General features: G+C 71.7%; 11 protein-coding genes. 5 read left to right on the forward strand and 6 right to left on the reverse strand.

The annotated features are described in order from the left end of the window. Positions 1 to 139 precede the first annotated feature (139 nt). Entirely contained in the window at positions 140 to 880 is a 741-nt protein-coding gene (locus ACCP09_RS12555) for an SDR family oxidoreductase (protein WP_433746001.1), read from the reverse strand. Between the two features lie 75 nt (positions 881 to 955). Here ACCP09_RS12555 and ACCP09_RS12560 point away from each other — a divergent pair, with 75 nt between their 5' ends. Then, the gene (locus ACCP09_RS12560; protein ID WP_433746004.1) at positions 956 to 1,510 is read left to right on the forward strand and encodes a TetR/AcrR family transcriptional regulator; all 555 of its coding nucleotides are present in this window, start codon (positions 956 to 958) and stop codon (positions 1,508 to 1,510) included. Positions 1,511 to 1,516: 6 nt separating this feature from the next. Here the strand turns inward: ACCP09_RS12560 and rfbD are convergent, their stop codons facing one another. Together rfbD and rfbB are read right to left on the reverse strand one after the other, a co-directional pair. Continuing rightward, entirely contained in the window at positions 1,517 to 2,401 is an 885-nt protein-coding gene (rfbD, locus tag ACCP09_RS12565) for a dTDP-4-dehydrorhamnose reductase (protein ID WP_433746097.1), read from the reverse strand. 2 nt (positions 2,402 to 2,403) lie between these two features. Beyond that, a complete protein-coding gene (gene rfbB / locus ACCP09_RS12570) occupies positions 2,404 to 3,396 on the reverse strand; it encodes a dTDP-glucose 4,6-dehydratase (protein WP_433746007.1) in 993 nt (330 codons plus the stop codon). Between the two features lie 107 nt (positions 3,397 to 3,503). Between rfbB and ACCP09_RS12575 the strand changes: the two genes are divergently transcribed. The 3 genes from ACCP09_RS12575 to ACCP09_RS12585 all read left to right on the forward strand — a co-directional run bounded on the left by ACCP09_RS12575 (position 3,504) and on the right by ACCP09_RS12585 (position 7,580). Then, complete coding sequence (locus ACCP09_RS12575; protein WP_157360658.1) at positions 3,504 to 4,811, forward strand: LCP family protein; 1,308 nt, start codon at positions 3,504 to 3,506, stop codon at positions 4,809 to 4,811. 55 nt (positions 4,812 to 4,866) lie between these two features. Further along, positions 4,867 to 6,078, forward strand: coding sequence for an LCP family protein (locus ACCP09_RS12580; protein ID WP_027932436.1), 1,212 nt, complete (start codon positions 4,867 to 4,869; stop codon positions 6,076 to 6,078). A gap of 803 nt (positions 6,079 to 6,881) precedes the next feature. After that, positions 6,882 to 7,580: a TIGR03089 family protein gene (locus ACCP09_RS12585; protein WP_433746011.1), complete on the forward strand. Its 699-nt coding sequence runs from the start codon at positions 6,882 to 6,884 to the stop codon at positions 7,578 to 7,580. Here ACCP09_RS12585 and ACCP09_RS12590 read toward each other — a convergent pair. Further along, on the reverse strand, positions 7,577 to 8,005 hold the full coding sequence (locus tag ACCP09_RS12590) for a DoxX family protein (protein ID WP_123683870.1): 429 nt from the start codon (positions 8,003 to 8,005) through the stop codon (positions 7,577 to 7,579). The two genes, ACCP09_RS12585 and ACCP09_RS12590, sit on opposite strands and share 4 nt — an antisense overlap. 267 nt (positions 8,006 to 8,272) lie before the next feature. Further along, entirely contained in the window at positions 8,273 to 9,442 is a 1,170-nt protein-coding gene (locus tag ACCP09_RS12595) for an acyl-CoA dehydrogenase family protein (protein WP_027932439.1), read from the reverse strand. Between the two features lie 97 nt (positions 9,443 to 9,539). On the opposite strand from ACCP09_RS12595, the gene ACCP09_RS12600 reads away from it, so the two are divergent. Further along, a complete protein-coding gene (locus ACCP09_RS12600; protein ID WP_433746015.1) occupies positions 9,540 to 11,201 on the forward strand; it encodes a class I adenylate-forming enzyme family protein in 1,662 nt (553 codons plus the stop codon). Here the strand turns inward: ACCP09_RS12600 and ACCP09_RS12605 are convergent. Beyond that, positions 11,198 to 12,232, reverse strand: a complete 1,035-nt coding sequence (locus ACCP09_RS12605) for a F420-dependent hydroxymycolic acid dehydrogenase (protein ID WP_433746018.1) — start codon at positions 12,230 to 12,232, stop codon at positions 11,198 to 11,200. The two genes, ACCP09_RS12600 and ACCP09_RS12605, sit on opposite strands and share 4 nt — an antisense overlap. Positions 12,233 to 12,283 lie beyond the last annotated feature (51 nt).

Genomic DNA, 12,283 nt, shown 5'->3' on the forward strand with positions numbered 1-12,283 from the left:
CGACGGGATGACCACCCAGCGACCACCTCGCCAAGGTGGGACGAGGCACCCAACCCCTGGTCATCCCGGAGCCTGCCCGTCCGGCGAGGACTCTTTTGATCTTTAAACCCGCCACCCAGCACGGCGAGCCGCGCAGAAATCACCCCTGCCGCGCAGGCCGAATGACCAGCTCCCCGATCTCCACGTCGTCCGGCTGCTCGATCGCGAACGCGACCGCCCGCGCCACGGCCTCCGGAGCGATCCCCATCTCGGCCATGGCCCGCTGCGCCGCCTCCCGCTGGTCCGGATCGGCGACGTTGTCGACGAGTTCCGTCCGCACGTACCCCGGCGAAATCGCCGTCGTCCGCACCACCCCGTCGGTCGACTCCTGCCGCAACGCCTCCAGCACCGTGCGCACCGCGTTCTTGGTGCCCGCGTACACGGCCTGCGTCGGCACGATCTTCAGCCCCGACGTCGACACCGTGGTGACGAAGTGCCCCCGCCCCTGAGCGCGGAAGACCGGCATCGCGGCGGCGATCCCGTACAGGACGCCCCGCACGTTGACGTCGATCATCGCGTCCCAGGCGTCCACCTCCAGGTCGGCCACCGGCGCCAGGCTGGCGATCCCGGCGTTGCTCACCAGCACGTCGAGCCGCCCGAACCGGTCCACCGCCAGGCCCACCAGCTCCGCGAGGTCGCCCCGCCGGGTGACGTCGACCTCCAGCATCTCCGCACGACCGCCGTCGCCCCGGATCCGGTCCACCAGCGACGCGAGCCGGTCGCCCCGCCGCGCTCCCAGCACGACCGCCGCCCCGCGGTCCGCCAGCTCGATCGCCGTCGCCGCCCCGATGCCGCTGCTGGCGCCGGTGATGGCGACGACCTTGCCGTCCACTCCGCTCATCGGATGACTCCCCACTAAGCTGACAACTGTCCGCTTAACGGTACCGGACAATTGTCCGCTTGAGGAGGTGGCCCCGTGGGAAGCCGTGAGCGCAGGTCGGACGCCGTCGCCAACCGCGACCGCATCGTCCAGGCCGCACGGGCCGAACTGAGCGGTTCCGACGGCGGCGAGCTGAAACTGCACGCGGTCGCCAAGGCGGCCGGCGTCGGCCAGGGCACCCTCTACCGGCACTTCCCGACCCGCGAGCACCTGCTGGCCGAGGTGTACCGGCACGAGCTGACCCAGCTCGTGGACGCGGTGGCGCCGCTGCTGGCGGAGCACGCCCCGCTCGACGCGCTGACGCTGTGGATGCAGCGGCTGATCGAGTACGCGCGGGTCAAGCGCGGTGTGATGGCGGCGATCGAGGCGTCGGCGTGGCAGGACCTCTACGCGGACCAGCACCACCGGCTCGATGACGCGCTGGGGACGGTGCTCGACCGCGGCAAGGCCGCCGGGGAGGTGCGCGTGGAGGTCGACGCCGCGGACGTCATCCTCCTGCTGGGCGCCCTGTCACGGGTGCCGGAGGCGGAGTGGGACGCGCGGGCGCACAAGATCGTCGCGGTGATCGTCGACGGTCTGCGTCCGCGCTGACGCCGGCTACTTCCCGGCGAGGTAGTCGTGCAGCGCCTCGCGCCACGGGCGCAGCGGCGTGAGCCCGGCCTGCTGCCACGCCTCGTTGGACAGCACCGAGTAGGGCGGCCGCGGCGCCGGCCGGGGGAACTCGGCCGTCGTGCAGGGCTTCACCCGCTCCGGATCGGCCCCGAGCTCCTCGAAGACCGCCCGCGCGAAGCCGTACCAGGTGGTCTCCCCGGCGTTCGTGCAGTGCAGCACCCGCCGCTGGGGCGCGCGCCCGCTCACCACTGCCCGGCCAAGGTCCAGCAGGGCCGCGGCCAGATCGGCGGACCAGGTCGGCGACCCGCGCTGATCGTCCACAACGGACACCGTGTCGCGCTCGCCTTCCAGGCGGCGCATGGTTTCCACGAAGTTCGCCCCGCCGGCGCCGTAGACCCACGCCGTGCGCACCACCCAGGCCCGCGCCCCCGAACCGAGCACGGCGTCCTCACCGGCCGCCTTCGTCCGGCCGTACGCGCTGCGCGGGCCGAGCGGGTCCTCCGGCTCGTAGGGCCGGGACGAGTCGCCGGGGAAGACGTAGTCCGTGGACACGTGGATCAGCGGCACCCGCCGGGACGAGCAGGCCGCGGCGAGCACCCGGGCGCCGTCCGCGTTGATCCGGAACGCCCGCGACTCGTCGGTCTCCGCGGCGTCGACCGCCGTGTAGGCCGCCGCGTTGATCACCAGCGGGCTGCGCCCGGCCTCCGCCGCCTCGGCGGCCAACGCGTTCACCGCGGCGATCACCGAGCCGGCGCTCGTCACGTCCAGTTCGGCCGACGACGGCGCGACCACACGGACCTCGGACGAGGCGAGCGCGGTCAGGGCGCTGCCGAGCTGCCCCGTTCCGCCGGGCACCAGCACACTGAGCATCGTCACTTCCCCACCAGCGCGGCGCGCCGCTTCAACGGCTCCCACCACGCCCGATTGTCGGCGTACCAGCGCACCGTATCGGCCAGACCCGCGTCGAAGGAAACCTTCGGCGCGTATCCCAGCTCGGTGCTGATCTTGGTGATGTCCACGGAGTACCGCCGGTCGTGGCCCTTGCGGTCGGCGACCTGCTCGACCCGCTCCCAGCCGACGCCGACCGCGGCCAGCAGCCGCTCGGTCAGCTCACGGTTGGTCAGCTCGGTGCCACCGCCGATGTTGTAGATCTCGCCGGGACGGCCGCCCTCGGCCACCAGCTGGATGCCCGCGCAGTGATCGTCCACGTGCAACCAGTCACGGACGTTCAGCCCGTCGCCGTACAGCGGGACCGGGTGACCGTCCAACAAGTTGGTAACGAAAAGCGGGATGACCTTCTCCGGGAACTGATACGGCCCGTAGTTGTTCGAACACCGGGTCACGCACACGGGCAGCCCGTGCGTCCGGAAGTAGGACCGCGCGATCAGATCGGAGGACGCCTTCGACGCCGAGTACGGCGAATTCGGCTCCAGCACGTGGTCTTCCGACCACGATCCGCTTTCGATCGAGCCGTACACCTCGTCCGTCGAGACGTGCACGAACTTGTCCACCCCGGCGTCCAGCGCGGCCTGCAACAGGGTCTGCGTGCCCAGCACGTTGGTCAGCACGAAGTCGGCGGAGCCGAGGATGGAGCGGTCCACATGCGACTCGGCTGCGAAGTGGACGACCAGGCCGACGCCTTCCATGACCTCGGCGACCACCTGCGCGTCGGTGATGTCGCCGCGCACGAACCGCAGCCGCGGCGAGTCCGCGACCGGCGCGAGGTTCGCTTCGTTGCCCGCGTAGGTGAGCTTGTCGAGCACCACCACCTCGGCGTCGGCCAGCGCCGGGTACGCGCCGGAGATCACCTGCCGGACGTAGTGCGAGCCGATGAAACCCGCGCCCCCGGTCACCAGGACCCGCATCGCCTTCTCCTCCTCAAGATCGTCACGGACCAGCCCACGACCGCTTCACTCACCCGAACAGTAATCTGGACGCATTCACTCGGGTCGGGGGCTGGGAGGGAGCGAGTGTGACCGACGGGCTTACCACCCGCCTGGACGCCGCGGACGAGGTCACGTGGCCCGCGCGGCCCATCCCGTCTCCCAGACGGCGGCGCAACCGTATCGCGATCATCGCGCGCCGGGGCGGCAAACTCGTGGTCGCGCTCGTGTCGGTCGCGGTGCTCACCGTGACCTGGTACGGCTGGCAGTTCATCGGCGACCCGAACTCGGGCCTGTCCACCACCCAGGTCTTCGACGAGGAGCTGCACGCGGTGCCGCTCGACGGCGCGGTGGACATCCTGCTGGTCGGCATGGACAGCCGCACCGACGCGCAGGGCAACCCGCTGCCGCGCGAGGTGCTGGACATGCTGCACGCCGGCGAGTCCGACGGCGAGAAGCAGACCGACACCATGATCCTCGTGCACATCCCGCAGGACGGGCGCCGCGCGGTGGCGATCTCGTTCCCGCGCGACTCGTGGGTCGAGCTGGCGGGCGGGTTCGGCAAGCACAAGCTCAACGGCGCGTTCGTCTACGCCTACAACGACCGGTTCCGGGAGCTCCAGCAGCAGGGCGCCGACCTGAAGTCGGCCGACGAGCAGGCCAAGGTCGCCGGCCGCAAGAACCTGATCGCCACGCTGGAGACGTTCATCGGCAAGCCGGGCATGATCGACCGCTACGCCGAGGTGAACCTCGCGAGCTTCTACGAGGTGACGAAGGCCCTCGGCGGCGTCGAGGTGTGCCTCAAGGCGCCGGTGCGGGAGCGCAAGTCCGGCGTCGACCTGCCCGCCGGGCGGCAGACCGTGGAAGGCGTGCAGGCGCTGGCGTTCGTGCGGCAGCGCTACGACCTGCCGGGCGGCGACCTGGACCGCATCGGGCGCCAGCAGGCGTTCCTGTCCGGGCTGGCCCGCAAGATGCTCTCCCGCGACGTGCTGGCCAACCCCGGCAAGCTCTCCGACGTGATCACCGCCGTGAAGAAGTCCGTCGTGCTGTCGGACAACTGGGACCTGCCGGAGTTCGCGGCCCAGATGCGCGGGCTCAACGGCGGCAACATCGAGTTCCGCACCATCCCGGTGGTCGGCAACGCGGTCATCGGCGGCGCGGATGTCGTGCGGGTCGACCCGCAGGCCGTGCACGCGTTCGTCGACCAGCTCACGTCCGACGGCAGCGAGCGGACGTCCTCCTCGGTCGCGCCCACGTCGTCGGCGTCCAGCGCGCCGCCGACCTCGAGCCGCCGGGCGAGTTCCTCCGTGGCGGCGCCGCCCAGCTCACCGGCCCTGACCTCGTCCTCCCCCGCGCCGCCGCCCATCACGGCGGGTGACGTGCCGTGTGTGAACTGACCTCCCGGTGCCTTAACCTGGTCCCCAGGGGCTGACAAGGGGGGAGACCACGGGGATGGACGACGACGAGCCGAAACCGACGCCGTTCCCGCGGTCGAAGGATCCGGCCGACGAGCCGCGGGCCGAGCCACGCCGCCGTCGCCGCCCGTTCCGGGCCACCGGGAAGACGCTGATCGCGCTCGTGTCGGTGTTCGCGCTGGCGGCGACCGGGTATGCGTGGGCGACCTACCACGAGGTGCAGGGCAACGTGCACACCACGGACGCCCTCGACCTGCCGGACGACAAGCCCGCGCCGCCTGCCGACGACGGCGCGGACGACATCCTGCTGGTCGGCGCGGACGCCCGGACGGACATGCAGGGCAACGCGCTGCCGCTGCAGGTGCTCAAGACGCTGCGCACCGAGCAGACCAGCGGCGTGAACACCGACACGGTCATCATCGTGCGGCTCCCGAAGAACGGCGCGAAGCCGTACGCGGTGTCGATCCCGCGGGACACCTGGATCGACGTGCCGCGCGGCGGCCAGGGCAAGATCAACTCGGTGTACGGCGTCGCGAAGCAGGCTAAGGCCGACGAGCTGCGGCGCTCGGGCAGGCGCGACGCGGCCGGCGTCGAGCGGGACTCCGACCAGGCCGGGCGGCAGGCGCTGGTGCAGGCCGTGCAGGACTTCACGCAGGTGCGGGTCGACCACTACGCGGAGGTCAACCTGCTCGGGTTCTACCTGATCACCGAGGCGCTCGGCGGCGTGCAGGTGTGCCTGAACCACGCGACCGAGGACAAGGACTCCGGGGCCGACTTCCGGGCCGGGGTGCAGACCGTGTCCGGTGGCGAGGCGTTGTCGTTCGTGCGGCAGCGGAAGAACCTGCCGCGCGGCGACCTGGACCGGATCGTGCGGCAGCAGGCGTTCCTGTCGTCGGCGCTGCACAAGGTGCTCTCGGCCGGGGTGCTGGCGAACCCCGGCACGCTCGGCGAGCTGACCGACGCGCTGCACCGGTCGCTGGTGCTCGACCCGGACTTCGACCTGCTGCAGTTCGCGGACAAGGCCAAGGGGCTGGCCTCGGGGGACGTCACGTTCACGACGATCCCGGTGGTCAAGATCGACGGCCGCAGCCCGGACGGCGAGCAGAGCATCGTGGAGGTGGACCCGGTCGCGGTGCGGCAGTTCTTCGCGGGGCTGGCCGGGCGGAGCGCCGGATCGGGCGGCGGCGGGGCGTCGCCGGGCGCGGCGGCGGTGCAGGCGGTGCCCGCCGGCGTGACGTGTGTGAACTGATCACCGGATCGGTGCGACCGGACCACGCAGCTCACGACCAAGCCGGGCACGCCCGAGGACCGGCCGACGACCGAGCCGGCTCCGGGCACGGAGCGGCCCACCGAGCCGGCTCCGAGCACGCAGCGGCCCACGGCCCGGCCCGGAGGCCGAGTGCCCGCCACCCAGCCAGCCCCAGTGACCGAGCAGCCCACCACCTAGCCGACCCAAGTCGCCGAGCCGCCCACCACCCAGCCGACCCCGGTGACCGAGCAGCCCACCACCTAGCCGACCCCAGTCGCCGAGCCGCCCACCACCCAGCCGACCCCGGTGACCGAGCCGCCCACCACCTAGCCGACCCCAGTCGCCGAGCCGCCCACGAGCGAGCCCGCCCCGGGCACGCAGCGGCCCACCACCAAGCCCGGCCCGGTGCCCGAGCAGCCCACCACCCAGCCGGCCGGCCGCCGGTGGGCTGCCGCCCGGCACACGACCAAGCCGGCCCCCACGGTGGTCCTCACGATCGCGTCGTAGGTGAGCCGCTCTGCCGCACCGCGCTGCTCAAGCTGTACCTCGCCCGGCCGCGGCTGTTCCACCACGACGCGCTGGACGCCTACGAGCGCCGTGGGCAGTGCCGCGATCGTCGTCGCGGCCTACGGCACGGGCCCGGCGAACCGGTCCGCCCCTCAGACCCGGCAGCGCCCGCCGCCACGCCGAGCGCCGTGCCGTCGCCGTGCCGTCCCGCACCCGACCACCTCGCCATCGGACGCTTCACCCCGCGCGACCACCCCGCAGTGATCCGAGGCGGTCCGGGAGGCAGAATCGGCGGCGTGAGCCTGACCGACGCGTTGTTCCGACCCCTGCTCGCCCAGCCGGGGAAGCCGCTGATCACCCACTACGACGACGCGGCGGGCACCCGGGTCGAACTGTCGGTGGCGACCACCGCGAACTGGGCGGCGAAGACGGCGAACTGGCTGGTCGAGGAGTTCGACGTGGAGCCGGGCGACCCGGTGGCCGTGCTGCTGCCCGCGCACTGGCAGACGGTGGGCGTGCTGCTGGGCGCGTGGTGGTGCGGCGCGGAGGTGGTCGCTTCGCCGGCCGGGGCGCGGGTGGCGTTCGTGGCGCCGGGCGGTTCCGGTGCGGGCGCCGAGTCGACGGCGGTGGTGGCGCTGGACCCGATGGGCCGCGGGCTGACCGCGCCGGTGCCGGGCGCGCTGGACTACCTCAACGAGGCGCGCGCGTACGGCGACGACTTCAGCCCGATGATCCCGATCGCCGGTGACACGCCGGCGCTCGCGGGGTCCACTGTGGACGAGGTGCTGGCGGAGGCGCGTTCCCGGGCAGGCGCCCTGGGTTCCAGCGCGCGCGTGCTGTCCACTGTGGAGTGGAGTGTGCCGGAGGGGGTGCTGGGCGGCCTGCTGACCCCGTTGTCAGCGGGCGCCCACCTGGTGCAGATCTCCAATCCGGACCCGTCGAAGCTGGACGACCGCAGGGCCGCCGAGCGGACGACGGTCGACCTGCTCGCCTAGGCGGTCTGCAGCTCGGCCTTGCGGGCCCGGCGCCGCCCGACCAGCAGGTGGTCGAGCGAGAGGCGTCCGCCGTTGAACCCGAGCGCGAGGGCCGCCGCGCCGAGGACGAGCACGAGTTCGTAGCCGCCCTGACCGGTCAGGCCGGCGTCGAGGTGCACCCAGAAGATCGCGCCGACCATGTCCACGGCGAACAGCACACCCAGGACGGGCAGCGCGGCGCCGAGGATGAACGCGACCGCGCCGACGGTCTCGATGACGATGAGGAAGAGCGCGGACAGGGTGGGCAGCGGCACGCCGATGCCGCTCATCATGGCGGTGACCCCGTCCAGGCCGGCGTCCCACTTCTGCAGGCCGTGCGCGAGGAAGACCACCCCCACCGCCACCCGGCCAATCAACAACGTCACGTCCTTGACCCGGTCGTACATCGCAGCTCCCCGTTCTGGTTGAAGTTTCAACTAGCAGGGTCGACGGTACCGGAGCCAGGTGAGCGGATCGTGAAAAACCCACATTCTGGACATGAACGCGTGAGCAGGCGCACACAGCGCGTCGGCGTCCCCGTTTCCTCGTCGACCGCCCAGCGGCCCGCCTGCGCCTCTCCGAACAGATGTTTCGCGCAAGTCGCAGGAAAGGGCACAAAAAAAAACGCGGCGCCCGAGCCAACGCCCGGACGCCGCGCCAATAAACCGCGCCGATCAGCCCTTCAACAGAGCCCGCGCCATCACCATGCGCTGGATCTGGTTCGTGCCCTCGTAGATCTGGGTGATCTTCGCGTCGCGCATCATGCGTTCCACCGGGAAGTCGCGGGTGTAGCCGGCGCCGCCGAACAGCTGGACCGCGTCGGTGGTCACCGACATCGCCACGTCCGAGGCGTAGGACTTCGCCGCCGAGGCCATGAACCCGGCACGCGCGTCGCCGCGCTCGGTGGCTGCCGCGGAGGCGTACACCAGGTGCCGGGCGGCCTCGATCTTCGTGCCCATGTCCGCCAGCATGAACTGCACGCCCTGGAACTCACCGATCGCGCGACCGAACTGCTTGCGCTCCTTCACATACGCCACGGCCGCGTCCAGCGCGCCCTGCGCGATGCCCAGCGCCTGCGCCCCGATCGTCGGCCGGGTGTGGTCCAGCGTGCGCAGCGCCGTCTTCAGTCCGGTGCCGGGCTCGCCGATGATCCGGTCCGCCGGAATCGTGCAGTTCTCGAAGTAGATCTCCCGCGTCGGCGAACCCTTGATGCCCAGCTTCTTCTCCTTGGGGCCGACCGAGAAGCCCGGGTCGTCCTTGTGCACCACGAACGCCGAAATCCCGTTCGACTTCTTCGGCGCATCCGGGTCGGTCACCGCCATCACCGTGTACCACGTCGACTCGCCGGCGTTGGTGATCCACGCCTTCGTCCCGTTCAGCACCCAGTGGTCACCGTCCAGCCGGGCCCGCGTGCGCATCGACGCGGTGTCCGAACCGGCCTCCCGCTCCGACAACCCGTAGGAGGCCGTCGCCCCGGCCGCGATCTCCGGCAGCACCAGCTTCTTCAGCTCGGCCGACGCCGACAGGATGATCGGCTGCGTCCCCAGCTTGTTGACCGCCGGGATCAGCGACGCCGACGCGTCGACCCGCGCGACCTCCTCGATCACGATGCACGCCGCGATCGCGTCCGCGCCCTGCCCCTCGTACTCGTCGGGGATGTGCACCGCGTTGAAGCCCGAGGCGTTCAGCGCCCGCAGGGCCTCGACCGGGTACCGCTCCTGTTCGTCCACCTCGGCGGCGTAAGGTGCGATCTCCTTCTCCGCCAGCGCACGCACGGCAGCACGCAGCTCCTCGTGCTCCTCGGCCAGCTGGTAGAGGCCCGGGGTCTCCGACACCTTCGTCACCTTTCCTCGCACGGGTAAGAAGTCCGCCGTCCATGTTAGTAGTCGTTCACCAGCCGGAATTGTGTTCTGGGCCGCACCTTCGCTCTATGGTGGAGTGATGCCGATCACTGCTGCTGGGTCATGGCCGCCCCACTTCCCGAGATCGCTGGAGTACCCCGACGTCCCCGCCGGGTCGATCCTCGCCGGCGCCGCGAAGCGCTACGGCGACCGAACCGCGTTCACCCACCACGACCGCTCCCTCACCTACGCCCAGACGTACGGCGCCGCGTGCCGGTTCGCCAACGCGCTCCGGGCGCGGGGCATCGGGCCTGGCGCGACCGTCGCCATCCACCTGCCCAACTGCCTCCCCTACCCGATCGCCTACTACGGGATCCTGCTCGCCGGCGCGACCTTCACCCCGGCGAACCCGCTGCTGCCGCCCGCAGACCTCGCCCACCAGCTCGCCGACTCCGGCGCCGTCGCCGTGGTCACGCTCGGCAAGGTCGCGCCGGTGCTCACCGCGGTGCGCGACCGGACCGCCGTCGAGCTGGTCGTGGTCGTCGCGCCGGACGACCTCGCCGAGGGACAGGTGGAGTTCCAGTCGTTCCTCGCCGACCAGCCGGACACCCGCCCCGAGCTGGACATCGACACCCGCACCCACCTCGCCCACCTCTCCTACACCGGCGGCACCACCGGCCGGTCCAAGGGCGTGCGGCTGCCGCACCGCAACGTCGTCGTCAACACGCTGCAGTACGCCTGCTGGGGCACCGGCTCGCTGCCGGCGCTGGACGACGACGGCGACCTCACGCTGGACCAGGTCGGCAGCCCGGACGAGTGGCCGACCCGGCTGGGCACCGGCTCGGGCATCAACCTCACGCCGTGGTTCCACGCCATGGGCACCATCGGCGGGCTCAACGTCCCGGTGATGAGCGGCGGGTCCACCACGCTGCACGACCGCTTCGACCCGGTCGCCTACCTCGCCGACGCCGAGCGGCTGCGGGTCACGTCGATCGGCGGCGCGCCCGCCCTGTTCGCGGCCCTGCTGGCCAGCCCGGACCTCGCCACGCGCGACCTGTCGAGCGTGCGGGGCATCAGCTCCGGCGCCGCGCCGCTGCCGCACGAGATGCTGAAGGCGCTGGCCGCGCGATTCCCGGACGCGGTGATCAGCGAGGGCTACGGCCTCACCGAGGTCACCATGGGCGCCACGATCAACCCGGCGTTCCGGTCCGGGCTGCGCAAGCAGGGGTCGGTGGGCGTGCCGGTGTTCGACACCGAGGTCAAGATCGTGCCGCTGGAGGGCGGCGAGGACCCGGTGCCCGAGGGCGAGCAGGGCGAGGTGTGCATCCGCGGGCCGCAGGTGATGGCGGGCTACCACAACCGGCCCGACGAGACCGCCGCCGTGCTGGTGGACGGCTGGCTGCACACCGGCGACATCGGCGTGCTGGACAAGGACGGCTATCTATCCATTGTGGACCGCAAGAAGGACATGCTGCTGTACAAGGGGTACAACGTGTACCCGCGGGAGCTGGAGGAGCTGCTCATCGCGCACCCCGGCGTCGCGGCGGCGGCCGTCGTGGGGCGCAAGCAGGACGATGTCGGTGAGCTGCCGGTGGCCTTCGTCGTGCGGGCCGAGGAGAACGTGACCGAGGCGGAGATCCTGTCCGCGGTCAACGACAACGTCCTGCCCTACAAGCGGATCCGGGAGTTGCGGTTCGTCGACGAGATCCCGGTTTCGGCGGCGGGCAAGATCCTGAAGCGCGAGCTGCGGCAGCGGCTCTAGAGTGCCGGCAGGACCCGGGCGCGGTAGAACTCGATCGCCACGCCCGGGTACTCCTGCGGGAAGTGCAGGAACGGCGTCACGCCCGCGTCGAGCAGCTTCCGCACCGCCGCGACGTGCACCGCCGGATCGGTGCCCACCGCCCAGCGGCCGGCCACCTCCGCCAGCGGCGTCGCCTGCGCGGCCTCCTGGATCGCCTCCGGGTTGGGCAGATCGGCCGGATTCACCGTGAACCGCCACCGCTGCGCGGCCAGGTCGATCTCGCGCTGGTCGCCCACCACGGCGAACAGTTCGGCCCACTTCGGCATCGTGTCCGGGTTCTTCCCCGCCGCCCGCGCGCCGGCCGCGAACGCGTCCCGCAGCGCCGGGTCGAGGGACGCTCCGGCCTGGGTGATCCAGCCGTCGCCGTACTGGCCGGCCAGCCGTGCGCTCTTCGGGCCCTGCGCGGCCACGTACACCGGCGGCGGTTTCGACGGCAGGTCGTACAGCTTGAGCTGGTCGGTCGAGAAGAACCGGCCGCGGAAGGTGACCCGCTCCCCCGTCCACAACCGCCGGATCAGCGTGATCGCCTCGACCAGCCGGTCGTGCCTCTCGGCATAGCGGCCGTACTGGCCGGTGCCCGCCTGCTCGTTGACCGCCTCACCAGTGCCGAGCCCGAGGAACGTCCGTCCCGGTGCCAGCAGTTCCAGGGAGGCAAACGCTTGCGCGACCTCGGTCGGGTGGTGCCGGTAGCTCGGGCAGGTCACGCCGGAGCCGAACGTGACGCGCCGCGTGCGCTCACCGACCAGTGCGAGCGTCAGCCACGGGAACATCGAGTGCCCCTGGTTGTCCTGCCACGGTTGCAGGTGGTCGCTGGCCCAGACGAACGCGAAACCCGCCGCCTCCGCCTGCCGCGCGAAGTCCAGCAGCCGCGACGTCGGAAACTGCTCGTGCGACAACACCAGCCCGACGGGTGCTCGTGCCGCGGGCGGCTCGGCCCGGACGAACCCGGCGGATGCGGCGAACATGCCCAGCGTGCGGCGCGAGAACTCCATGATCGCCGGGTACCCGCCGGAAACCGGACCGACCAGGAGTTCACCGACACT

The sequence above is a fragment of the Amycolatopsis sp. 3B14 genome (assembly GCF_050958625.1).
Classification (GTDB): Bacteria; Actinomycetota; Actinomycetes; order Mycobacteriales; family Pseudonocardiaceae; genus Amycolatopsis_E; species Amycolatopsis_E thermoflava.

Bases quoted from the DNA above. Each gene is read 5' to 3' on its own strand.
- ACCP09_RS12555 (WP_433746001.1), bottom strand. From the start codon at position 880: ATGAGCGGAGTGGACGGCAAGGTCGTCGCCATCACCGGCGCCAGCAGC.
- ACCP09_RS12590 (WP_123683870.1), bottom strand. From the start codon at position 8,005: ATGTACGACCGGGTCAAGGACGTGACGTTGTTGATTGGCCGGGTGGCG.
- rfbB (WP_433746007.1), bottom strand. From the start codon at position 3,396: ATGCGGGTCCTGGTGACCGGGGGCGCGGGTTTCATCGGCTCGCACTAC.
- ACCP09_RS12600 (WP_433746015.1), top strand. From the start codon at position 9,540: ATGCCGATCACTGCTGCTGGGTCATGGCCGCCCCACTTCCCGAGATCG.
- ACCP09_RS12605 (WP_433746018.1), bottom strand. From the start codon at position 12,232: ATGGAGTTCTCGCGCCGCACGCTGGGCATGTTCGCCGCATCCGCCGGG.
- ACCP09_RS12580 (WP_027932436.1), top strand. From the start codon at position 4,867: ATGGACGACGACGAGCCGAAACCGACGCCGTTCCCGCGGTCGAAGGAT.
- rfbD (WP_433746097.1), bottom strand. From the start codon at position 2,401: ATGCTCAGTGTGCTGGTGCCCGGCGGAACGGGGCAGCTCGGCAGCGCC.